Below are 22,139 nucleotides of genomic sequence, written 5' to 3'. Positions count from 1 at the left end.
GCATGAGCGGGATTTCAAACCAGGCTGAAAATGCTCGCTTCTCCAGTCTGTACATCGTACGCAACTAATGCCTCTTGAAAGGCGTTGGCGCTGCAAACGAGTTCACCGTGACTGTTCCAGATGGCAGAACAACCTGCTGCTACAAAGTCGTCGGCGGTGCCTATACAGTTCGCCATCATCACCGTCATGGAATGCTTTTTAGCAATCATCGGATAATGACTGTTTGCCGATGCAATACTTCTCTCAGACTTGGCCACGCTTGCCAAATACACCTGAGCGCCTGACTCTGCGGCTTGTGCGGCGTGGCTTGGTTGCAGTGACTCGTAGCAAATGGCGGGTGCAAGGACAAAATTTGCCTGACTCAGCACAAGCTTCTCGGTGCCCGGAGTGAAAAAAGGTAATTCGTCGAAATGTAGATGCTGTTTTGAATAGCTCGTGCGCTCCAGGCCGGGTTGGAAGGTGATCATGCTGATCTCGGTGCCTTTAGTTCCCTTCGTTGGCGCGCCAACAGCGATGGTCATCCCATATAGGTCGCTTAACCTCTGGAACTCGTCAAAACGGCCGTCACTCGGATGCACCGCCAAGACCTCAGCCAGCCTCGGTTCGTAACCGGTGAGGGAAAGCTCGGGAAAAAGCACGAGATTGGCGCCTTGGCTTGCAGCCAGGTGGATGACATCAATGTGTCTGGTGATGTTTTTCTCATATTCCCCGGGTACAGGGAGGATCTGCGCAGCGATTAACTTCATTTCCCGTCTCGCTTCCATGTGTAGGGTTAGCTTCGAGAGTGACTGAACTGGTGCTCAGCCTCTGCTTAAAAGTCAATGCATGCTGCACGAACGTTGGCAGTTTGAAAAGTGCGTACGGAGGAGTTTGCACGAACGCCAATGGCCGCTCCTGGCCGATTGTTGCCTGTCGCGAAGAGCAGCAGCCGACCCGATATAGCCGGTCACGTGTCTACGAAATCAAGGGTGATTCAAAAAGCCTTGCTCTAGAATGGCCCCAGATGAGCGTGGAACGCTTGTCTAGTATTCACTCAAAGGATGAACACGATGGGCCGCACCGACCATATCTGCCTGATGGCTATCTATAACGATTGGATGAACGCAAAGGTTTATGAGGCGGCCAGAAGTCTGACAGATGAAGAGCTGTCAGTGGATAGGAAAGCATTCTTTGGTTCTATTCTCGGGACGTTGAATCACCTGGTGGCCGGGGACACTATCTGGCTAAAGCGATTTGCCAGGCACCCGGCGAATCACTTGGCTCTGGAGCCGATTCGACAGCTCCCGGCCCCCACAAGTCTCGACCAGTTACAGCTCTCAAATATCCGAGCACTTTCGGCACATCGCGTTTGGCTCGATCAGGTGATTGTCGAGTGGTCTCGCTCGATTACAGAGGCGGATTTAGATCACACCCTCAATTACACAAGCATGAAAGGAACCCCCGCTGACAGGAGCTTTTATGGCTTGGTCATGCATTTCTTCAACCACCAGACTCATCACCGAGGCCAAGTTACTACTTTGCTGTCACAAGCTGGTGTCGACGTAGGCGATACTGATCTGGTCCTCCTCATTTCTTCCGAGTCGCGCACATAATCTAATAACCAGTGCTAGACCGGGATTTTCATGTCATACCGGGCTGGTAAACCAGCGTGGCCATCTGCAACACTCCTTCTGCTTACACAGAATTTAGATGTGTTGCATCGATCGGTTGAATCCACAGCCGATTGCAGTCTGTCGGCAAGAGCATCTTCTGCCCCGCAACATCCATCAGCTTTACCGCCAGGCCTGCCGAGCCTCCGACCGAACCACCATCCAGATGCCGACCCCGGACACTGCCATGCCTGACACCATTTGCCATGACAACGGTTCGTTGAACATGGCCCAGGCCCAAAGCATCGTGACGGGCGGGCTCAGGTACAAGACGCTGGCCACTCGTGTGGCTGTCGCCCGGCGCAGGCAGACCCAATAAAGCCCGTAGCCGCCTAACGTAGACAATCCCACCGTCCACAGTACGCTCAGCGCAAACCCCATGCCGGGTATCGGCGCCAGGCTACCTTGCGTGCCCTCGATCAGGGCGAATGCAAAACTCGACACGCAACATTGCAGCCACAGGTTGGGCAGGAGGTCCAGCGATTCAGAGGCGTGCAGATGCTTCTGCCAGAGTGTCGCGATGGCGAGCGAAAGCGTACCGAGCACCGGCAGGCCATACGCCCAGAGGGGCGCGCTACCCCAGGCCAGCGCACCAAGCGTCACCACCACAACCCCAACCAGGCCGATGCCCAGCCCTGCCCAGACTTGCCAGGCCAGTCTTTGCCCCAGCACGCCAGCGGCCAGCAATGCGACCGCCATCGGCAGCAGGTTGGCGAACACCGCGGCAAGGCCCGCCGGTACACCCAGGGCTATGCCTTGTATGACGCCGGCCAGATAGCCGGCCATGGCCAGAAGACCGATGCCAGCGTTTTTCAGCAACACGGCAGGGGAGGTTTGCCGCAATTGCCTGGCGACGAAAGGAAACAGGATCAGCGTGACCACGACGCAGCGCCAAAACACCACCAACAAGGGGGGCGCATAGTCCATCGAGAATCGCGCGCCGACGAATCCGGAACTCCAGGTCAGAATCAAAGCCGCCTCGAGCAGCGGCAGCGGCAGCTTCTGGCGCCAGTGGGGGATGACTTGCTGCTGACAGGAGATCGGTGTGGGCTGGTTCATTGCCACAGGCTACGAAATCGGCCTAATCTAATAAATCAAAATAAAGTGCAGCAGTCATTCACGAAGATTAAATCATGACGGCGATCCTCGATATCGAGCTGGTACTTACATTTCATGCGGTGGCGCGGATCGGCAAATTCAGTGCGGCGGCCGAGCAGTTGCATAAAAGCCCGGCGGCGGTGAGCGTGCATATCCAGCGGCTTGAGGCAGTCGCCGGGGGGCGCTTGCTGAATCGCGATAATCAGTCCGTCTCCCTGACCGCACTGGGCAAGCGTTTGCTTTTGTCGACGACAGAACTGCTGAGCACCCATGACCGGGTGCTGGCCGACCTGCATGGAAGCCACCTGGCAGGACGCATTACCCTGGGTGTCCCCGACGAATACGCCGCCCATGTCATCCGCGACATCCTGCCGACATTCGCCGCTGCCTGGCCCAACGTGGTGCTGGAGTTGAAGACAGCCCCCAGTGATTCGCTGCGTGAGCAGGTCCAGCGTGGAAAGCTTCAGGCCGCGGTGATTGCCCAAGCCAGGGGGCAGTTGACCATGCAGGCGCAATTTCTCGTCGCCACCACGCCGATCTGGGTGGGGCCGGCAAACAAGTCGCTGGCCTCGATGGATCCGCTGCCACTGGCCGTACATGCGGCGCAATGCCCTTATCGGCAAGCCATGGTGGCATCACTCAAACAAAGCGGCCGCCGGTGGCGCGCGGTGCTGGACAGTCCGTCCAACCAGGCCGTCAGCGCCTGCGTGGAGGCCGGGTTGGCGATCAGTCTGATAGACCGCGCCAGGGTGACGGGAAGTATGCAGATCCTCGACGGTTTGCCCGTCATACCGGAGCATGAGGTCGTGTTTATCCGATCGCCGTCTTCAGATGGGGATGAAGCGGTGGATTTGCTCTCCCAAGCCATGCAACAGCATTTTCGGCTCTAGTCTGTGAGCAAGGGAAACTGTCTTGCCCGATCGTCTCTTGCTGAATGGCATTGCGAGCAAAGCTGCACTACCGTGAAGGTGCAAGCCCTCGTGCCGCAGTCCTATTCTGGTTGAGAGGTGGATTTCATGAACAACATCATCTACATCGTCGGGTTAGTGGTGGTCGTCGTGGTTATCCTGTCGTTCCTCGGCTTTGCATAGGTTTCAATGCCTGCACTCCGCCAACACCACTTGGCAAGTAGTCGGCGTGCCACCGGATCGGCCGGCATAGCGGATGCAATTATCCAAGGTTTTTTTGCGCGCCATGCTCAAGGTGGAGCCCCAAGCCAGACCACGCGTTGAACGCCTGCACCAGGTGCACGCCGGGCAGATACGGCTGATCCGCCAGGGCCACGCCCATGTCCAGCGCCTTGCGCCCGACACCTGCGTCACGGCCGCCGAATGGATTACTGGTGCTGAATATCACTTTGCCGTCCAGTTTGCCGGCGCCGATCACGCCGATCTTGAGGGTGTCTGCCATTGCCTGGCTGGTGTACAGAAACAGGCCGGCGAGCATCAGAGAGAAGATTCTGGACATGCACTGGGCTCCTCGGTTGGACAGCAGTCTTGGAATCACCGTAGTTGAGCTTACGTCTAAACGAAAGCTGCGGAGGGAGGCGGCGGACGAGCAGGGGTATTTGATGAGCGGCGTGAGGCGTGTTCAGCAAGGGAAGCTATTGTCTATGTGTTCGCCTCGCCAGTTGCCGCCCAACCAGCTCGTCCCTGAGGTGGCTGGCGAGGTGGAACCTCTTGGCCGATTTCTGCCTCTGCCCAGGCGCAGCAATCGACCCTTAGCTGACGGTGGCGAAAGGAAGAAAACAACCCAAAGCTGACACTGGTAAGTTACAGAAGTCGGCCAAAAGCTGAAGTAGCCAGCGTGGGGAGCAGACATTCAAGGTCTGGCCTAACCCCTCGCGATGGGGCTTCTTCGTCCGGCGCCCATATCGATCGATACCTTAAGCCGCAGGCTTTAGATGCGCCTAAGTGTCAGCGAAATATCTTCCCTCATTTCCGCACCCCCAAATACTCCAATCGGCAGCGTGGCGTCTTAAGCTGAAGCGCCCGCGATCCGTCGCGATGGAGTTTGTGCGACTTCGCACATGACTCGGTTTTCTGATCTGGCTCAAAGTATCTACCGTCCTTGGGCGTAGTGTTTGCAATAACGTTTCGTAGACATGCCGGACATTAGTGCTCACGTCCTTTACGTTTCTCAGTGTGTTTTTGAGATGTTTTTGCCTTTTTCATACTTTAAAGGGTGTCCGATGAAAACTTCATATTTCGTAGCAACGACAATCCTCGCCGCAGGCTTGTCTGCCATGGCACCCGTCAACTCGCAGACACTCGAAAAAGTTGCCGATAAAAACAAAATCACCGTGTCTTACCGGGAGGCATCGGTACCTTTCAGCTACTTGATCAGTCCTACCGAAGCCGTGGGTTTCTCAGTCGATTTAACCGATGCCATCGTTGATGATGTGCGCAGGAAGCTCAACAAGCCGAACTTAGAAGTGGCTTACATTCCTGTATCTTCGCAAACCCGCATTCCGTTGCTGGTCAACGGCACATACGATCTGGAGTGCGGATCCACAACCAACAACGCTGCGCGTGGCAAGGACGTGGCTTTTGCAATTAGCCATTTCTACACCGGCACGCGCCTATTGACCAAGAAGACCTCCGGCATAAAGAACTACGCCGATCTCGCAAAGAAGACTGTCGCCAGCACCGTCGGCAGCACGAACGAGAAAGTCCTCCGCCAATACAGTACCGACAACAATCTAGACGTACAGGTTGTCTTGGGCAAAGACTATGACGACTCCTTGGCGCTGGTTGAAAATGATCGTGCCGTGGCGTTTGCCATGGACGATATTCTGCTTTTTGGCCTCATGGCGAACTCCAAAAATCCCGATTCGCTCGAAGTCGTGGGTGATGCGCTGCAAGTCGAACCCTACGGCTGCATGCTTCGCAAAGATGATCCTGAGTTCAAGCAATTGGTCGATGGCACCATTACCCGTCTCATGGAGTCGGGCGAATTCGTAAGGCTATACACCAAGTGGTTTCAATCACCGATTCCTCCAAAAGGAATGAATCTGAATATGCCGATGAGCGAACAGCTCAAAGCCAATCTCAAGGCGCGCAGTGACAAACCAGTGCTTTAAAGCTTGACGAGTACCTGAGCGAATGACACAGAAGTCTGACTTGACTCGATCATTGTGAGCAGCTGCCGGTTCCGAATCGCATCGGGTCGGCACTAACGCTCGTTGAGAGGCGGTTCCAGGCGCAAAGCTAAGATTAGAGTTGGCTCCATTCACTTAATTGAGTACACAGACGGTGGGTTGCGGAATCTCATACTTTTCAAGAATTCGAAACCAAGCAATGTGATTTTCGGACACCTCAATAAGTGGAGCAGTGACGTTCGTTGACTGAGCGATCGCACGTTCATGTCACGGGCCATATCAGTCGTAGCCTGGAACACGCCGACGCTGTTTTTACAGCCTCTGGAATGGGCCAAAATCAGCTTTTTTCAGGCCGTCAGCGCTTTCATCAAACCGTTGGCACCAATGATTTTCATGACCCGTTTCAAGTTGCAGGCGAGAACATTCAAGCTCATCTCCGCACTTACTCCGGCGGGTGGCTGACCATCGGTGGCCGCATGACAACCGTCGCGAAAAATCGCCTCTCCCTAGACGCAGACTGCCGCGGATCACTTCATACACAGCAGATCAACGTCGCCCAGTCCGAGTGCTCACATCCACCCACACGGCCAACACCAGAATGCTGCCCTTGACGATCATCTGCCAGTAACTGTCGACGTCGAGCATGGACATGCCGTTGTCCAGGCTGGTAATGACCAGTGCGCCGAGGAGGGCGCCGTAAACGGTGCCGGACCCGCCGCGCATGGAGGTGCCGCCGATGAAGCAGGCGGCGATGGCGTCGAGTTCGCCCATGCTTCCGGCCGAGGGTGAACCGGCGGCCAGGCGAGCGGTGTTGACCACGCCGGCGAGGGCGCACATGACGCCCATGATTCCGAAAATCCACAGCTTCACGGCCTGCACATTGATACCGGAGAGACGTGTCGCTTCCATGTTGCTGCCCACGGAATACACGCGCCGGCCGAACACGGTCTGGCTGGTCACGTAGCTGAAACCGCCCAGCAGAACCAGCAGAAGCAGGACCGGCACGGGAATGCCGTCATAGCTGTTGAGGGTCTGGACGAATCCGGCTAGCACCGCGCCGATCAACAGCACACGCACGACGTCACGCACCAGTGAATGTGCCGCAAGGCCATGAAGGGCGCGATTGCGTCGTTGTTTCCAAGTCAGGAACAACGTCAGTGCGAACAGCAGAACGCCCAGGCCCGTGCCGATTATGTGGGGCAAATAACCCTGACCGATGTAGACGAGTTCCGGCGATACCGGGGCGATGGTCGTGCCGCCGGTAATCCCCAGCAAAATGCCGCGGAAAGCCAGCATGCCTCCCAGCCCGACGATGAATGACGGAATACGCAGGTAGGCGGCCATGTAGCCGTTGGCGAGGCCGATCAGCAGCCCGCACAGGGCCACAAGGCCCAGGTTCGCCAGCAACGGTACGTGGTAGACCACGTCGAGAATAGCTGCGACGCCTCCGAGCAGGCCCAGCAATGAGCCGACCGACAAATCGATCTCTCCGCTGATGATGACCAGCACCATGCCGCAGGCGAGAATCCCGGTAATGGACATCTGGCGCAGCAGGTTGGAAAGGTTGCGCGGTGTCAGGAATCCGCCCTCGGTCTGCCAACTGAAGTACAGCCAGATAAACGCCACGGCAAACACCAGCGCGAGCATCTTGTAGCGAGTGAAGAGTTGTTTGACCTGGTTCATTTACGCGGATTTCCGATCATTATTATTATGGCCATCAGGCTGGCTGAGTGCGGCGGCGAGCAGCTGTTCCTGGGTGAGTCCGTGGTTGATGAAGTCACCCCGCAACTGGCCTTCGCCAATCACCAGAACGCGGTCGGAAACGCCGAGCACTTCGGCCAGCTCTGACGACACCATGATGATCGACACGCCTTCGGCCGCCAGCGCCCCCATCAGCTTGTAGATCTCGTACTTGGCGCCGACATCCACACCTCGGGTGGGCTCATCGAGAATCAGCACCCGGGGCTTGGTCAGTAGCATCTTCGCCAATACGGCTTTTTGTTGATTGCCGCCGGACAGACTGATGATTGGCAGGAACGGGCTCGCGGTCTTGAGGTGCAGGCGTGAAATTTCTCGATCGATGCTGCCCAGTTCGGCTTCGGCATCGATGCGGGTCAGTTTCGAGTAGCTGTCCAGCACGGCCAGGGTGATGTTCTGGCCGACGCCCAGGTCTGGAATGATGCCCTGGCGCTTGCGGTCCTCGGGCACCAGGCACAGGCCAGCACGGATTGACTTGAGCGGCGTGCGGGTGTCGATGAGTTGGCCGTCCAGCCAGACTTCGCCTTCCTGGCGACCGGGGTAGGCGCCGAACAGCGCTGTCACCAGTTCGGTGCGGCCTGCGCCGACCAGTCCGGCGATGCCGAGGATTTCCCCGCGTTTGAGGCTGAAGGAAATATCGTCGACTCGTTTGCGCTGGGGGTTGTCGACGTCGTAGCAGGTGATGTGGCGGGCCTCGAAAATCACCTCGCCAATATCGTGTGGTTCGGTGGGGTAGAGGTTGCTCATTTCCCGTCCGACCATCTGGGTGATGATCTGTGGAATATCCATGTCCACCATGGCAGTCGTGGCGATGTGTTTGCCATCGCGGATCACCGAAATGGTGTCGCACACGGCGGCCACTTCATCGAGCTTGTGGGAGATGTAGACACAGGCAACACCCTTGGCCTTGAGGTCGCGGATGATGTCCAGCAGCACCTCGATTTCCGAACGGGTCAGGGCCGATGAAGGCTCGTCAAGGATCAGTAGGCGCGCGTGCTTGTTCAGTGCCTTGGCGATTTCCACCAGTTGCTGATAGCCGCCGCCGTACTGCGAAACCGGCAGCGATACGTTCATGTCCGGCACTTTCAATTCACGCATCAGGGCTTCGGCGCGGTGGATCATCGCCGGGTAATTCATCCGTCCACCGGGCAGCGTTAGTTCATGGCCCATGAAAATGTTCTCGGCCACCGACAGGTCGGGAACCAGGGTCAGTTCCTGGTGAATGATGACGATACCGGCGGCTTCCGTTTCGCTGATCGATTGCGCGTTCAGGGGTTGACCGTCCCAGAGGATTTCACCGTCCCAGGTGCCATGGGGGTAGACCGCGGAAAGGATCTTCATCAGCGTGGATTTGCCTGCGCCGTTCTCGCCGCACAACCCGACGCATTCCCCCGGCTTGACCTTGATGTCGATGCCATTGAGCGCTGTGACACCGCCGAAGGTTTTGACGATACCGTTCATTTGCAGCAGATAGTCGGACATGGCAGAGACTCATAAGCGGCAGGTACGAGGCCGGTCCCGCAGGAGCAAGTTCGCTCCTGCAGGTGGCATTACGGGGCGATGATCACTGCCCGGCAATCTGCGCCTTGGTGTAAAACCCGTCCTGTTCCAGCAAGTCGATGTTGTCCTTGGTCAACGGAGTCGGGGTGAGCAGGATGGTGTCGACTTTTTTGCTGCCGTTGTCGTATTGCGAGCTGTAGGCGGGTTTCTCGTTACGCGCCAGTTGCACCGAGAGCTTTGCGGCTTCGGAGGCGATGAGTTTGAGCGGTTTGTACACGGTCATGGTTTGCGTGCCGGAGATCACTCGCTTGACCGCTGCGAGGTCTGCGTCCTGCCCCGAAATCGGCACCTTGCCGGCCAGTTGCTGAGAGGCCAATGCCTGGATGGCGCCACCTGCCGTGGCGTCGTTGGAAGCGACGATGCCGTCGATTTTGTTGTTGTTGCGGGTCAAGGCGTTTTCAACAATGCTCAGCGCTTCGGTCGGGTTCCATTCCTTCACCCATTGTTGGCCTACGATCTTGATATCGCCCTTGTCGATGGCCGGTTGCAGCACTTTCATCTGACCTTCGCGCAGGACTTTTGCGTTGTTGTCGGTAGGCGCACCACCGAGCAGGAAGTAATTGCCCTTGGGCGCTGCGTGCAGCACGCCGCTGGCCTGCATCTCGCCGACCTTTTCGTTATCGAAGGAAATGTAGGCGTCGACATCCGCGTTGAGTATCAGGCGGTCATAGGACACGACTTTGATCCCGGCTTTCTTCGCTTCGGCCACTACATTGGTCAGGACCGTGGCGTTGAAGGGCACGATGACGATCACATCGACGCCACGGGAAATGAGATTTTCGATCTGCGAAATTTGCTTTTGCTCGTTGGCATCGGCCGACTGTACAAAGACCTTGGCGTCCATTTTCTCCGCCGCCGCGACGAAGTAATCGCGGTCACGCGACCAGCGTTCCAGCCGCAGATCATCAATGGAGAAACCGATTTTCGGGTGGGCAGCATCGGCCATCACCGGTAGCGACAGCAGCGCCAGGGCGCTGGCCAGTAGCGCGCGTTTCACATTCTTCATAGTGGTGCGTCCTTTTGTTTTTGTTTGAAAGACACTGCCTGACGATGAGTCTCGGGCTGGTAGAACTGTAGAGAATCGGCAGACGCCGCGGACACAGATTTGTCGTGCGAATGTCACAGCGTTAATGCGCCCGCAGACGCCGGGGCGATCAGCGATAGATGAACCGGTTGACGACGTTTTCGAGCATCTCCTGCCTGCCGCTGACGGCCTGCGGATTCAGTTCGTTGGCGAAGGCATGTTCGGCCAATGACTGGAGGTTGAACTCACCCGTCAGCACCGCCTGCCCGAACGGCTGCTGCCAGCCGGCGTAGCGTTGATCCTTGAGCAGTTGAAGCTGATCGTTCTGCACCATGGCGGCTGCCCGCTCCAGGGACAGGGCGAGGACATCCATTGCGCCGACGTGACCATGGAACAGATCGATCTCACCGAGGCTTTGGCGGCGAACCTTGGAGTCGAAGTTGTACCCGCCATTCTTAAACCCGCCGGCCTTGAGGATTTCATAGGTGGCCAGGGTCATTTCTTCGACGCTGTTGGGGAACTGATCGGTGTCCCAGCCGTTCTGCGGATCACCGCGGTTGGCGTCGATGCTGCCGAAAATCCCCAGCGAGATGGCGGTCGCAATCTCGTGATGAAAGCTATGACCGGCCAGGGTCGCGTGGTTGGCTTCGATGTTGACCTTGATTTCCTTTTCCAGGCCGAACTGCTGGAGAAAGCCAAACACGGTGGCGCTGTCGTAATCGTATTGGTGCTTGGTCGGCTCCTGCGGCTTGGGTTCGATCAGCAGGTCACCTTTGAAACCGATCTTGTACTTGTGCTCGACCACCATGCGCATGAAGCGGCCCAGTTGTTCGCGTTCACGTTTCAAGTCGGTATTGAGCAGGGTTTCGTAGCCTTCGCGACCGCCCCACAACACGTAGTTGGACCCTTTCAGGCGTTGGGTCGCGTTCATGGCGCTGAAGACCTGGGCAGCGGCGAAGGCAAACACTTCGGGGTCCGGGTTGCTGGCGGCGCCGGCGGCAAAACGCGGGTTGCTGAAGCAGTTGGCGGTGCCCCAAAGCAGCTTGATCCCGCTTTCCTCCTGATGTCGCTCCAGATGATCAATCATTTGCGCGAAGTGGTTGCGGTAGTCCTTCAGCGAATTGCCTTCCGGGGCGACATCCGTGTCGTGGAAGCAGTAATAGTCTAAACCCAGTTTGGAGAAGAACTCGAACGCGGCTTCCGCCTTGCCAATCGCCAGCTCCATCGGGTCGCCGGCGTGTTGCCACGGGCGCTTGAAAGTACCTGCACCGAACACATCGGAACCGGGCCAGACAAAGGTGTGCCAATAACAGGCGGCCATGCGCAGGTGTTCGCGCATGGGTTTGCCGAGGATGATTTTGTCGGCGTCGTAGTGACGGAAGGCGAGGGCAGAATCGCTGGCAGGGCCTTCGTAGCGAATCTTGTCGACATCGGGGAAGTACAGCATTGGCAATGTCCTTGTTGTTCTTGGCGGTGTCTCGATACTAGCAACGGCGCCATGCCTGCTGATTATGAAAATCACCAACACTGGGTGCGATTTTGCGTATTGAGATTCGTGGTCTGCGCGCCTAGTCTGTGCAAACCGCCTCCGTGAGAAGGGGCCCCGGAACAAGCCTGAAAAAAATGAAAACAGTACCGCCTGTTCACCGCATCGCACTGTTGTTCAACGGTAGCAAGATCTATGACCGGGGCATCATCAGTGGCATCGGCAACTACCTGAGCAGCACCCGCGCGTCCTGGGACCTGTTCCTGGAAGAGGACTTTCTCTGCCGGTTGAAAGGGATCGAGCGCTGGCAGGGTGACGGGATCATTGCCGACTTCGACGATCCGCTGATTGGCGAGGCGCTGGCCGACATCAAGTTGCCGGTGGTCGCGGTGGGTGGTTCTTATCAGGATGAGCGCGCCTACCCGAAAGGAATCCCTTATGTCGCCACCGACAATAACGCATTGATTACCCTGGCTTATGCGCACTTGATCGAGGCGGGGCTGCAGCGTTTTGCCTGCTTCAGCCTGCCTGAAGCGCAGGCCAATCGTTGGGCGCAGGAGCGGGAAAAAGCCTTTCGACGGCTGATGCAACGTGACGGCTTGCATGCCGAGGTCTACCGCGGCATGGGCACCAGTGCACCTCTCTGGGACAGCGCCGTCGAACAACTGATCGCCTGGCTGCAAAGCCTGCCTAAACCCATAGGTATCATCGCCGTCAGTGACGCCCGTGCAAGGCAGTTGCTGCAGGCCTGCCTGACCGCCGGAATCGCCGTACCGGAACAGGTGGCGTTGATCGGCATCGACAACGATCCGCTGACACGCAGCCTGACCCGGGTCCCCTTGAGCTCAGTCATTCAGGGCACCGAAACCATGGGCCGCACTGCCGCGCAACTGCTCCACCAGATGCTACACGGCATGCCGTCCACCGGCACGCACATCCTGATCCCGCCGGATGCGATCAACGTGCAGGTGTCGAGTTTGCACCAACCGTTGGGCAACCCCTACGTCATGCAAGCGCTGCTGTTTATCCGCCAATATGCCTGCCAGGGCATCAAGACCGCGCAAGTGGCGGCCTATGTTGGCGTCTCGCGTTCATCGCTGGAGTCGCACTTTCGCACTGTGAGGGGCTGCAGCGTGCATGATGAGATTCTGCATTTCAAACTGGCGGCGGCGACGAGCGAGTTGGAAAATACCGAGACAGCGATTGCGGACGTTGCCCGCACGTGCGGATTCAAATCCGCACAGTACCTGCACACGGTGTTTCGTCGCGAGTTTGGCTGTACGCCCCGTGAATACCAGCAGGGCGCTACAGCGGTGTCGGGTGCAATTGGTTGATTGTTGTGGGGTGAGAAGGGTTGGTTTGGCCAGAAGTAGTCATTCGACACTGGAGACGGTCGATTTAATCACCGTAGTACGGGATCTAACTGGCGCATCAACGCAAACGCTCATTTGTGCTGGCGCCGTCTACCAGGCGTTGAATGCCGAGCGGATTGGCGTTTTTCAATGCGTCGGGAAGCAAACTGTCCGGGTAGTTCTGGAAGCAGATCGGCCGCAGGAAGCGGTTGATCGACAGCGTTCCCACGGACGAGCCTCGGGCATCCGAGGTGGCGGGGTAGGGGCCGCCATGAACCATCGCATCGCAGACCTCGACACCGGTCGGGTAACCATTGAGCAAAAGGCGACCCGCCTTCAGTTCCAACACTGGAATCAATTCGGCAAACATCTCCAGATCCGCGGGTTCGGCAATCAAGGTCGCGGTCAGTTGTCCCTGCAAACCGTGCAGCGCGTGCTGCAGCTGTTGCCGGTCATCGACCGCAACGACGACTACAACCGGGCCAAACACCTCGTGCTGCAGCAGTTCGTCATGGTTGATCAGCAGTTCGGCGTCCGCTTCGAACAGCTGTGGGTGAGCCTGGATACCTGCTTGAGGATTCCCCGCTCGATGGTGGATCTGCGGGTGATCATGCAGGCGGGTCAGGCCATCGGAGTAATTGCACAGCCCGCCGGCGTTGAGCAGGGTATGTGCAGGCTGAGCGTTGATCTGCCAGGTCAGGTCATCGAGAAACGCATCGAACTCGGGAGAGCGTATTCCGATCACCATTCCAGGTTTTGTGCAGAACTGTCCTGCCCCTTGAACCACAGAGGCGCTGACCTCGGCCGCAATGTTTGCACCACGGGTCTTGAGGGCCTCCGGCAGCACCAGTACCGGATTGACACTCGACATCTCGGCGAACACCGGGATGGGTTCTGGTCTTGCCGCTGCCATGTCACACAGCGCCCGGCCGCCCTTGAGCGATCCGGTGAAGCCTACGGCCTTGATTGCCGGGTGTTGCACCAGCCAGGCACCGACCGTCCCGCCGTAAATCATGTTGAAGACTCCGGGCGGCATTCCGGTCTGTTCGGCGGCGCGAATGATTGCCAGAGCGACCCATTCCGCCGTAGCCATATGCCCGGGGTGGGCCTTGAATACCACCGGGCAACCCGCCGCGAGCGCAGCGGCGGTATCACCGCCCGCCGTAGAGAAGGCCAGGGGGAAATTGCTGGCGCCGAATACGGCGACCGGGCCGATACCGATGTGGTATTGGCGCAGATCGGGACGGGGCAGCGGTTGACGGTCAGGCAAGGCACGATCGATACGTGCACCAAAGAAATCCCCACGTCGCAGCACCTTGGCAAACAATCTCATCTGACCACTGGTACGGGCACGTTCACCCTGAATACGTGCGGCCGGCAGCGCCGTTTCGCGGCAGACCGTCGCGATGAATTCGTCACCCAGGGCGTCGAGTTCATCCGCGATGGCGTCGAGAAACGCCGCGCGTCGAAGGGGCGGCAGGGTGCGGTACAGCGGGTAGGCCGCTGCCGCCGCATGGGCGGCAGCATCCACTTCCTCTCGCGTGGCTTCAGTAAAGTAGCCCGGCAGTTCCTGCCCAGTGGTGGCGTCGAAACTCTGCAGGCGAGAGTGCCCCTTGGCACTGCGTCCGCCGTTGATAAAGTTGTGTCCGGTGTAAGCGTTCATAGGGATTCTCGTGTTGGCTAGCGTGGCTTGATGGCGGCAGAAACCAAGCCACGGCTGTGTAGGTTGTCGAGCAGGGCGCGATAACCCATCTGCCAGGCCGGCGCGCGATCGCTTGTCGTCACGCGGTTGACCAGCGTGCCGAACCTGGCGCTGCTGATGGCGACCAGATCACCCTCTTTATGGGTGAAGCCTCCGCCGGGTATATCGCGGTCTTGCTTGGGGGCAAACAGCGTGCCGAGGAACAGCACAAAGCCGTCCGGGTACTGATGGTTCTCATTGAGTGTCTGGGCGACCAGATCCAGCGGGTCACGACTGATCTGGTTCATGGAGCTGCTGCCATCCATGATGAAACCGTCGTCGCCTACGACACGCAGTGCGACTTCTGCCGAGCGCACCTCCTCGATGCTGAAGGTTTCATCGAACAGTCGGATAAACGGCCCAAGCGCGGTTGACGCATTGTTGTCTTTGGCTTTGGAAAGCAACAACGCACTGCGCCCTTCGAAGTCGCGCAGGTTGACGTCATTGCCCAACGTAGCGCCCTGTACCTTGCCACGACTGGAAACGGCCAATACCACTTCGGGCTCTGGGTTGTTCCAGCTGGACTTCGGATGGATACCAATGTCCGATCCGTAACCCACCGCTGACAACGGCTGAGCTTTGGTGAATATCTCGGCGTCCGGGCCGATGCCCACTTCGAGGTACTGCGACCACATGCCCTGGCTGATCAGCACTTCCTTGAGCGCGGCGGCCTGGGAAGAGCCCGGCACGATGTCCCCGAGGTCAGTACCGATGCTCGCTACCAGAGTTGCGCGAATGCTATCGGCCTTGGCCGGGTCGCCCTTGGCCTGCTCTTCGACCACCCGCTCAAGCATGCTGGTTGCGAAGGTCACCCCGGCGGCTTTTATCGCTTGCAGGTCAATCGGCGCCAGCAGCCACGGCAGTGTTTCGTCGCGCATCGAGACATCGCTGTTGCGCAGTAACGCGTCGACGCTGATTAGCGCTTGCTCCAATGGCAGGCTGCGCAGGTAAGCAACGGGGTCATCGAGTTCAAGCAGGGCCGAAACGGTCGCCACCCGAACGCTGATGTCATAGACCTCGCGGTCTTTAAGCAGGACGATGGCAGGCCCTGCCGTGGCGCCAGGAATCCACACGCGTCCGATCCAGGTGCCTTGCGTGAGGTCCTGGGCTGGAGTGTTCAAATCCGACAATGTGATGGCAACGTTTGTTTGGGGCATGAAAAGAACCTCGGCAGAAGTGGCGAATCAGTGGGAATGACGTGGGTCGCCGCTGCGTGCGATGACCCGCAGGTGCAAGGTCGCGGGCTCCAGGCAACCACCGGTCGAGAGTTGGCCAACCTGCTGTCGGTAGAGTTCCTGCCATGGCGTTTGCGAGGCTGGAAAGGACGGTTTGAACGCCGCCTGGCGGCGTGCCATTTCGCTCTCATCCACCAGTAGATCGACGCGGCGAGCGTTGAGGTCGACGCGAAGGCGATCATTGGTTTCCAGCAAACCGATGCCGCCCCCCACCGCGGCTTCAGGGGACATGTTGAGTATCGACGGGCTGGCCGAGGTCCCGCTCTGGCGTCCATCACCCAGGCAGGGCAGGGAGTCAATGCCTCGTTTGATCAGTGCTGCGGGTGGGGCCATGTTGACCACTTCGGCGCTGCCTGGATAACCCACGGTGCCGCAGCCCCGAATCACCAGAATGCAACGCTCGTCGATGTCCAGAGCCGGGTCATTGATGCGCGCCTGATAGTCCTCGGGGCCATCGAAAACAATGGCTCTGGCTTCGAAACTGTTTTCCGCGCCCGGCTCGGACAGGTAGGTTTTGCGGAATGCTTCGCCCACCACCGACATCTTCATGATGGCGCTGTCGAAGAAATTACCGCTCAGCACGATGAACCCGGCCCGTTGAATCAAGGGATTTTCGTACGCGTGGATCACATCGGTATCGCTGGCGGCCGTATGGCTGACGATCTCGCCAACGGTCTTGCCCGAGACCGTGTCGCAGCCTTCATGCAGTCGCCCGGCTTTCTGCAGTTCGTGCATGACTGCCGGAACGCCGCCCGCGCGGTGGAAACCCTCGCCAAGGTATTTCCCGGCGGGCATGCAATTGACCAGCAGGGGCACGTCTTCGCCAATCCGTTGCCACTCTTCCAGGCTGAGATCGATTCCGGTGTGCCGCGCGATAGCGATGAGGTGCGGCGGGCAATTGGTCGACGCCCCCAAAGCCGACGCCACGGCAATGGCATTTTCAAAGGCTTCGCGGGTCATGATTTGGCTAGGACGAATATCCTGACGGACCATGTCGACGATGCGCTTGCCAGTCGCATACGCCATCTGGCCGCGTTCACGATAGGCGGCCGGAATGCTCGCACAGCCGGGCAGGGACATACCCAGCGCTTCGGCCAGCGCGTTCATCGACAACGCGGTGCCCATCGTGTTGCAGTGACCGATCGAAGGAGAGGCCGCCGTGGTCATCTCCATGAAGCCTTCATAATCGATCTCTCCACTGGAGAGCAGGTTGCGCGCATGCCACAGCACCGTGCCGGAGCCGATCAATTTGCCTTTGTGGTGCCCATCAAGCATTGGACCGCCCGACAAGACGATCGCCGGGATATCGACCGTCGCGGCCGCCATGAGACAGGCAGGGGTGGTCTTGTCGCAGCCAGTGGTCAGCACCACGCCATCCAGCGGGTACCCATGAAGAATCTCGACCAGGCCCAGGTACGCCAGGTTGCGATCCAGTGCGGCAGTTGGACGCCGGGTTTGTTCGGCCATCGGGTGCACCGGGAACTCCATCGGAATGCCGCCGGCATCGCGAATACCTGCTTTGGTGCGTTGCGCGAGTTCGAGGTGATGACGGTTGCACGGCGCGAGATCGCTACCGGTTTGAGCGATGCCGATGATGGGACGGCCCGATTGCAACTCCTCGCGCGTCATACCGTAATTCATGAAGCGTTCGACGTAGAGCGCGGTCATGTCAGCATGACTGGGATCGTCAAACCATTGTTGACTTCGCAGAGGCAGAGGAGTGTTTTCGAGCATGGTTTTTATCTCTTGTTAGAGGCATATCAGCGGAAAGTGAACCACCGCAGGAGACGACAAACAGGCGAATCATCACCGCCGTCGGCGTTCGAATGGCTTGATGTTACCGGTAACATTTTATTTGTAAAGACCCAATCTCGATGTTCGAATGGGCGCTGGACGCCATTGCAAGGAGCAGAGGTCGGCCTGCCAACGGCCATGTATAATCAGCGACCATCTGTGTTGGCGGCGTTGATTTCCAGGGCCCGCCCGGTCATTTTCAGGAAAACAGGACGTTCATGAGTTACGAGGATTCAGGCAAACCCACCACGCCGCCGCGAATGGCCGACGTCGCCAAACTGGCCGGTGTTTCGAAAATGACGGTTTCCCGGGTCCTGGCCGGTCGCGACGTCTCAGAGCGCACGCAGAAGCTGGTCCACGAGGCGATTGAAACGCTCGGCTATCTGCCTGATGCCTCTGCAGGAACCCTGGCCACCGGACGTTCGGAGTTTATCGTTGCGCTGGTGCCGTCTTTGGCGAGTTCGAACTTTGCCGACACCGTCCGCGGCCTGAATGATGCCGTTAGCGAACATGGGCTCTGTCTGCTGTTGGGTGACACGGATTACCACTTGGAGCAGGAGGCATTGCTGGTACGCACATTGCTACGCCACCGGCCGGTAGGGGTGATGTTGACGGGCAGCGCGCATTTGGACGAAACCCGTAAACTTCTACGCCAAGCACAGGTTCCCGTTGTAGAGACTTGGGATATTCCAACCGATCCTATCGAGCAATCAGTTGGATTTTGTAACGTGTCCGCCGCCGCGGCGTTGTACGAATATCTGTATCAGCAAGGCTATCGGCGAATTGGTTACATCGGTGGCGCGTCGGTTCTCGACCATCGAGGACAGCAACGTCAGCAAGGCTACCTTCAGGCTGTCGCGGCGTTGGGGGCAGGTGAGCCCCGGGTGATGGAATATGGCGAGTCGCCTATCACCATGAGCCATGGCGGAGAGTCCGTGAAGAGACTGCTGGAGAAGTGGCCGGACACAGACGCGGTCATGTGCGTCAGTGACCTGTCAGCGTTCGGCGCGATCATGGAATGCCATCGGCAAGGTCGACGGGTGCCCGGGGACATTGCGATCGCCGGTTTTGGCGATTTCGAAGTCTCACGGTACTGCACGCCGACGATCACCACGGTTTCGGTCGACCCCTACGGAATTGGCCGCCGCGCAGGTGAGTTGCTGGTTGCCAGTGCCGCTGCCCAGCGTCTTGGACTGCCTCGTCCGAAGGCGTCCGATGTCGTCGAATTCAAAATCCTGGCGCGCGAAAGCACCTGAATTTTTTTAACCGGGCGCGCTTGCTTTGCGTCGAATTTAATTGCTAGATTAAAAATGTTACCGGTAACAGACTAACTTGCAGCGTCTTTTTTCCCTGTGGATTGGCCTAGGTCAGCCCAAGGAACTCAAGGTCGCAAGCCAAAAACAAAAACAATCGGCATGACGACATGCCTTGAGGTCAACACATGGAATCAGTATCTCAGCGTCCTCTCGAAGGAGAGGGCTCGGCGGAGCTTACCTCCGAGGATCGTACCTACCGCAAAGTCATCCTGCGCATCCTGCCGATCCTGCTGTTCTGCTACATGGCGGCGTACCTGGATCGGGTGAATATCGGCTTTGCCAAGCTGGACATGCTCAACGATCTGCAATTCAGCAACACGGTCTACGCCCTGGGCGCGAGCATTTTCTTCTGGGGTTATTTCCTCTTCGAAGTCCCTAGCAATCTGTTCCTCCATCGCTTCGGTGCACGCCTCTGGATCGCCCGCATCATGATCAGCTGGAGCATTGTCTCCATGGCGGTAGCCTTTACCGTGCCGCTGGCCAAGTTCTTTCACATTGAATCGGAAACCATGTTCTACGTGCTGCGCTTCCTGCTGGGAATCTGCGAAGCCGGTTTCTTCCCAGGGGTGATTCTTTACCTCAACTACTGGTTTCCGACGCATCGCCAAAGCCGTGTAATGGCGGGCTTTCTGATGGCCATGCCGATCAGCCTGACATTGGGCGGGATTCTTTCCGGGTGGTTGATGGGCGCGATGCAGGGTGTCCATGGCATGGCCGGCTGGCAGTGGATGCTGATCATCGAAGGCATCCCGTCGTTGATCATGGCCGTTGTCGTGGTGACGTTGCTGGTCGATAAAATCGACAATGCCAAGTGGTTGAGCACGGCAGAAAAGAACATGCTCAAAAACAACCTCGACCGAGACAACACGGCGAAGGCTTCCAGCCTTCGGGATGTGATCTTCAACGGTCGCGTGTGGTTACTGGTGTTGATTCTGCTGACGTTCAACACCGGTTTTTACGGACTGGCGTTCTGGATGCCGACGATCATCAAGTCCACCGGTATTTCCAACACCCTGCACATCGGTTTGCTGACCGCGATTCCCTACGCCACCGCCATCGTCGCCATGACCCTCAACGCCTGGCACTCCAATAAAACCGGTGAGCGCCGATTGCACGCGGCCATCCCGGCATTCATTGGCGGGATGGGCCTGATTGGCAGCGCCTTCTTCGCCCATAACCTGCCGGTGTCGATTTTCTTCCTCAGCATCTCCGCATCAGGGTTGCTGAGCCTGATGCCAATTTTCTGGACATTGCCCGGCACGGTTTTATCGGGTGTGGCTGCAGCAGCGGGTATCGGCATGATCAACGCAATCGGCAACCTCTCCGGGTTCACCGGTTCCATGATTACAGCCATGGCCGAGACACTGACCGGCGACATGAACAACGGCACCTATGTCCTGGGTGGTTGCCTGCTCGTCAGCTGTGTGTTGATCCTGCTGATTCCAAAATCGATGCTATCCAGAGACATCAATGCCTGACTGGCCGTCGATTCGCCCGACCCTGTTCCGTGAGCAGGGTCGACGGCGGAGCTGTGCAGCGAGAGGCGTTTTGATTCAGTCCGCTCGTGAGAAGCAGTTCTGGCTCTGAATCCGTTCAGGAACGCCCAGCAAGGCAGTTGTCCACCCGAAAACGGTGTCCTCCAATGACACCGTTTTCATGTCTATCGACGAATCGACCAAACTTTAAATCAAGTCTTCAGGCTGCATCGTCAAGATAATTTTCCCAACGTTCTCGGATGACTCCATCCGGCGATGGGCATCGGCAGCCTTTGACAGCGGGAAAGTGCTATCAACGACCGGCTCCAGGCTTCCAGCGCCATCGAAGCGATCAAGCCAATGCTCGCGAAAGCGCTTGATCATGGCGTGTTTCTCTGGCTGCGTGCGGGACTTCATGACCGTACCGATGATTTGCAAGTGACGGTAGAGGATGTGCTCCAGCTCCACAGTCACTTTGCCGCCACCGCCAAGGATACCGACCTGGATCATGCGGCCACCGTGAGCAAGAGACGCGACGTTGCGTGCGAAGTAGGGCTCGCCAACAAAGTCGATAACGACATCGACGCCTCGACCATAGGTTTTATCGGCAATGACTTCGGCGAAATCCTGTTTCTTGTAGTCAATAGCGATATCGGCCCCCAAGTGCTCCACACGCGATAACTTGCTGCCTTCGGTTGTCGCATACACCGTGGCGCCTGTGGCGTATGCCAATTGCACTGCGGCAGACCCTACGCCTCCAGCGGCAGCGTGAATCAATACTGAGTCGCCGGATTTCAGCCGGGCCAGGTGCATCATCGCTTCATGGGCGGTGACGAAGACCTCGGGAATTGCCGCCGCGTGCACATAGTCGAGCTGCGCAGGGATGTGCATGGCCATGCGGTAGTCGATGCGTGCCAGTTCGGCATAGGCGCCGCCTCCGACGACGCCCATCACTCGATCTCCCACCTCGAACCCCGTAACCGCGCTACCTTTGTCAATCACCTCACCAGCGATTTCCAACCCGATAATCAGCGAGTCGCCGAAATTCGGATGGCCATATCCACCGGTTCGATGAGTCAGATCCGCACGGTTCACACCCGCTGCATAGACACGCACTAGCAGGTCGGTAGGGCGTACTTCAGGATTGGGAGCATCTGCGAGTTCCAGGACGTCCGCCGCGCCGAATTCTCTGATGTTGATGGCTTTCATCTTAGCTTTGCTCCGATTCGGTAAACGTTGCATTGGCAATAGCAGACGCTGTGATGGCGCCAGGGAAGCCCACGTAAAACGCCAGGTGGGTAATCGCCGCCGCAATTTCGTCATGAGTAACCCCATTGCTGACCGCCCGCCGTAGGTGTGCAGGTAACTCTTCTGAGTGACCACCGGCAATCAATGCGGCCACGGTGATCAGACTGCGGTCACGGGGGGACAACGCGGGATCGCTCCAGATCTGCGGGTAGAGCGTTGAGTCGACGAATTGCGACAGTTTCGGTGTAAACGCTCGGGCCGCTTCGCGAGGACTGCTGAAATTGATATTGGACATGGGACAGT

General features: G+C 58.0%; 18 protein-coding genes. 6 read left to right on the top strand and 12 right to left on the bottom strand.

The genetic code is table 11. The features are described 5' to 3' along the window. Nucleotides 1-14: 14 nt before the first annotated feature. Nucleotides 15-746 (bottom strand): carbon-nitrogen hydrolase family protein, encoded by a 732-nt coding sequence (locus tag ACM1ZW_RS28785; RefSeq protein ID WP_017338351.1) that lies wholly within the window; start codon nt 744-746, stop codon nt 15-17. Nucleotides 747-1,049: 303 nt separating this feature from the next. On the opposite strand from ACM1ZW_RS28785, the gene ACM1ZW_RS28780 reads away from it, so the two are divergent. Beyond that, nucleotides 1,050-1,592 carry a DinB family protein gene (locus ACM1ZW_RS28780; protein WP_017338352.1) on the top strand — a complete coding sequence of 181 codons (543 nt, stop codon included), beginning with the start codon at nt 1,050-1,052 and terminating at the stop codon, nt 1,590-1,592. 180 nt (nt 1,593-1,772) lie between these two features. Here ACM1ZW_RS28780 and ACM1ZW_RS28775 read toward each other — a convergent pair whose 3' ends face one another. Next, nucleotides 1,773-2,708: a DMT family transporter gene (locus tag ACM1ZW_RS28775; protein WP_416739853.1), complete on the bottom strand. Its 936-nt coding sequence runs from the start codon at nt 2,706-2,708 to the stop codon at nt 1,773-1,775. A 74-nt stretch (nt 2,709-2,782) separates the two neighbouring features. Between ACM1ZW_RS28775 and ACM1ZW_RS28770 the strand changes: the two genes are divergently transcribed. Further along, the gene (locus ACM1ZW_RS28770; RefSeq protein ID WP_416739852.1) at nt 2,783-3,637 is read left to right on the top strand and encodes a LysR family transcriptional regulator; all 855 of its coding nucleotides are present in this window, start codon (nt 2,783-2,785) and stop codon (nt 3,635-3,637) included. A gap of 280 nt (nt 3,638-3,917) precedes the next feature. Here ACM1ZW_RS28770 and ACM1ZW_RS28765 read toward each other — a convergent pair whose 3' ends face one another. Further along, complete coding sequence (locus ACM1ZW_RS28765; RefSeq protein ID WP_416740866.1) at nt 3,918-4,214, bottom strand: hypothetical protein; 297 nt, start codon at nt 4,212-4,214, stop codon at nt 3,918-3,920. A 724-nt stretch (nt 4,215-4,938) separates the two neighbouring features. On the opposite strand from ACM1ZW_RS28765, the gene ACM1ZW_RS28760 reads away from it, so the two are divergent. Continuing rightward, complete coding sequence (locus ACM1ZW_RS28760) at nt 4,939-5,829, top strand: transporter substrate-binding domain-containing protein (protein WP_416739851.1); 891 nt, start codon at nt 4,939-4,941, stop codon at nt 5,827-5,829. A 564-nt stretch (nt 5,830-6,393) separates the two neighbouring features. Here the strand turns inward: ACM1ZW_RS28760 and ACM1ZW_RS28755 are convergent. From ACM1ZW_RS28755 to xylA, 4 genes are all read right to left on the bottom strand, one after another. Further along, nucleotides 6,394-7,530 carry a sugar ABC transporter permease gene (locus ACM1ZW_RS28755; RefSeq protein ID WP_017338358.1) on the bottom strand — a complete coding sequence of 379 codons (1,137 nt, stop codon included), beginning with the start codon at nt 7,528-7,530 and terminating at the stop codon, nt 6,394-6,396. After that, entirely contained in the window at nt 7,531-9,087 is a 1,557-nt protein-coding gene (xylG, locus tag ACM1ZW_RS28750) for a D-xylose ABC transporter ATP-binding protein (protein WP_414884366.1), read from the bottom strand. It abuts the gene before it with no gap. Nucleotides 9,088-9,169: 82 nt separating this feature from the next. After that, nucleotides 9,170-10,171, bottom strand: coding sequence for a D-xylose ABC transporter substrate-binding protein (gene xylF, locus ACM1ZW_RS28745; RefSeq protein ID WP_017338360.1), 1,002 nt, complete (start codon nt 10,169-10,171; stop codon nt 9,170-9,172). Nucleotides 10,172-10,319: 148 nt separating this feature from the next. Then, nucleotides 10,320-11,636, bottom strand: a complete 1,317-nt coding sequence (gene xylA, locus ACM1ZW_RS28740) for a xylose isomerase (RefSeq protein WP_017338361.1) — start codon at nt 11,634-11,636, stop codon at nt 10,320-10,322. Between the two features lie 176 nt (nt 11,637-11,812). Here xylA and ACM1ZW_RS28735 point away from each other — a divergent pair, with 176 nt between their 5' ends. Continuing rightward, a complete protein-coding gene (locus tag ACM1ZW_RS28735; RefSeq protein WP_416739850.1) occupies nt 11,813-13,009 on the top strand; it encodes a XylR family transcriptional regulator in 1,197 nt (398 codons plus the stop codon). A 97-nt stretch (nt 13,010-13,106) separates the two neighbouring features. Here ACM1ZW_RS28735 and ACM1ZW_RS28730 read toward each other — a convergent pair whose 3' ends face one another. The 3 genes from ACM1ZW_RS28730 to ACM1ZW_RS28720 are packed head-to-tail and all read right to left on the bottom strand — an operon-like array spanning nt 13,107 to nt 17,737. Further along, nucleotides 13,107-14,690, bottom strand: coding sequence for an aldehyde dehydrogenase (NADP(+)) (locus ACM1ZW_RS28730; protein ID WP_416739849.1), 1,584 nt, complete (start codon nt 14,688-14,690; stop codon nt 13,107-13,109). Nucleotides 14,691-14,707: 17 nt separating this feature from the next. After that, nucleotides 14,708-15,925 carry a fumarylacetoacetate hydrolase family protein gene (locus tag ACM1ZW_RS28725; protein ID WP_017338364.1) on the bottom strand — a complete coding sequence of 406 codons (1,218 nt, stop codon included), beginning with the start codon at nt 15,923-15,925 and terminating at the stop codon, nt 14,708-14,710. Nucleotides 15,926-15,952: 27 nt separating this feature from the next. After that, nucleotides 15,953-17,737 carry an IlvD/Edd family dehydratase gene (locus ACM1ZW_RS28720; RefSeq protein WP_416739848.1) on the bottom strand — a complete coding sequence of 595 codons (1,785 nt, stop codon included), beginning with the start codon at nt 17,735-17,737 and terminating at the stop codon, nt 15,953-15,955. A 278-nt stretch (nt 17,738-18,015) separates the two neighbouring features. Between ACM1ZW_RS28720 and ACM1ZW_RS28715 the strand changes: the two genes are divergently transcribed. Both ACM1ZW_RS28715 and ACM1ZW_RS28710 read left to right on the top strand, forming a co-directional pair. Then, nucleotides 18,016-19,053, top strand: a complete 1,038-nt coding sequence (locus tag ACM1ZW_RS28715) for a LacI family DNA-binding transcriptional regulator (RefSeq protein ID WP_414879643.1) — start codon at nt 18,016-18,018, stop codon at nt 19,051-19,053. A 185-nt stretch (nt 19,054-19,238) separates the two neighbouring features. Further along, the gene (locus ACM1ZW_RS28710) at nt 19,239-20,591 is read left to right on the top strand and encodes an MFS transporter (protein WP_414884371.1); all 1,353 of its coding nucleotides are present in this window, start codon (nt 19,239-19,241) and stop codon (nt 20,589-20,591) included. Between the two features lie 204 nt (nt 20,592-20,795). Here the strand turns inward: ACM1ZW_RS28710 and ACM1ZW_RS28705 are convergent, their stop codons facing one another. Together ACM1ZW_RS28705 and ACM1ZW_RS28700 are read right to left on the bottom strand one after the other, a co-directional pair. Further along, nucleotides 20,796-21,797 carry an NAD(P)H-quinone oxidoreductase gene (locus ACM1ZW_RS28705; RefSeq protein WP_416739847.1) on the bottom strand — a complete coding sequence of 334 codons (1,002 nt, stop codon included), beginning with the start codon at nt 21,795-21,797 and terminating at the stop codon, nt 20,796-20,798. A 1-nt stretch (nt 21,798) separates the two neighbouring features. Further along, nucleotides 21,799-22,131, bottom strand: coding sequence for a carboxymuconolactone decarboxylase family protein (locus ACM1ZW_RS28700; RefSeq protein WP_017338369.1), 333 nt, complete (start codon nt 22,129-22,131; stop codon nt 21,799-21,801). Between the last annotated feature and the right edge of the window lie 8 nt (nt 22,132-22,139).

The sequence above is a fragment of the Pseudomonas sp. NFX71 genome, from assembly GCF_048079215.1.
Taxonomy (GTDB): Bacteria; Pseudomonadota; Gammaproteobacteria; order Pseudomonadales; family Pseudomonadaceae; genus Aquipseudomonas; species Aquipseudomonas fluorescens_B.
Note: the sequence above shows the minus strand (reverse complement) of the source record. Positions and strands in the feature narration are given on the sequence as shown.

Bases quoted from the DNA above. Each gene is read 5' to 3' on its own strand.
- ACM1ZW_RS28735 (WP_416739850.1), top strand. From the start codon at position 11,813: ATGAAAACAGTACCGCCTGTTCACCGCATCGCACTGTTGTTCAACGGT.
- ACM1ZW_RS28705 (WP_416739847.1), bottom strand. From the start codon at position 21,797: ATGAAAGCCATCAACATCAGAGAATTCGGCGCGGCGGACGTCCTGGAA.
- ACM1ZW_RS28780 (WP_017338352.1), top strand. From the start codon at position 1,050: ATGGGCCGCACCGACCATATCTGCCTGATGGCTATCTATAACGATTGG.
- xylF (WP_017338360.1), bottom strand. From the start codon at position 10,171: ATGAAGAATGTGAAACGCGCGCTACTGGCCAGCGCCCTGGCGCTGCTG.
- ACM1ZW_RS28720 (WP_416739848.1), bottom strand. From the start codon at position 17,737: ATGCTCGAAAACACTCCTCTGCCTCTGCGAAGTCAACAATGGTTTGAC.
- ACM1ZW_RS28765 (WP_416740866.1), bottom strand. From the start codon at position 4,214: ATGTCCAGAATCTTCTCTCTGATGCTCGCCGGCCTGTTTCTGTACACC.
- xylG (WP_414884366.1), bottom strand. From the start codon at position 9,087: ATGTCCGACTATCTGCTGCAAATGAACGGTATCGTCAAAACCTTCGGC.
- ACM1ZW_RS28710 (WP_414884371.1), top strand. From the start codon at position 19,239: ATGGAATCAGTATCTCAGCGTCCTCTCGAAGGAGAGGGCTCGGCGGAG.
- ACM1ZW_RS28725 (WP_017338364.1), bottom strand. From the start codon at position 15,925: ATGCCCCAAACAAACGTTGCCATCACATTGTCGGATTTGAACACTCCA.
- ACM1ZW_RS28785 (WP_017338351.1), bottom strand. From the start codon at position 746: ATGAAGTTAATCGCTGCGCAGATCCTCCCTGTACCCGGGGAATATGAG.
- ACM1ZW_RS28700 (WP_017338369.1), bottom strand. From the start codon at position 22,131: ATGTCCAATATCAATTTCAGCAGTCCTCGCGAAGCGGCCCGAGCGTTT.
- ACM1ZW_RS28775 (WP_416739853.1), bottom strand. From the start codon at position 2,708: ATGAACCAGCCCACACCGATCTCCTGTCAGCAGCAAGTCATCCCCCAC.
- ACM1ZW_RS28760 (WP_416739851.1), top strand. From the start codon at position 4,939: ATGAAAACTTCATATTTCGTAGCAACGACAATCCTCGCCGCAGGCTTG.
- ACM1ZW_RS28755 (WP_017338358.1), bottom strand. From the start codon at position 7,530: ATGAACCAGGTCAAACAACTCTTCACTCGCTACAAGATGCTCGCGCTG.
- ACM1ZW_RS28730 (WP_416739849.1), bottom strand. From the start codon at position 14,690: ATGAACGCTTACACCGGACACAACTTTATCAACGGCGGACGCAGTGCC.
- xylA (WP_017338361.1), bottom strand. From the start codon at position 11,636: ATGCTGTACTTCCCCGATGTCGACAAGATTCGCTACGAAGGCCCTGCC.
- ACM1ZW_RS28715 (WP_414879643.1), top strand. From the start codon at position 18,016: ATGAGTTACGAGGATTCAGGCAAACCCACCACGCCGCCGCGAATGGCC.
- ACM1ZW_RS28770 (WP_416739852.1), top strand. From the start codon at position 2,783: ATGACGGCGATCCTCGATATCGAGCTGGTACTTACATTTCATGCGGTG.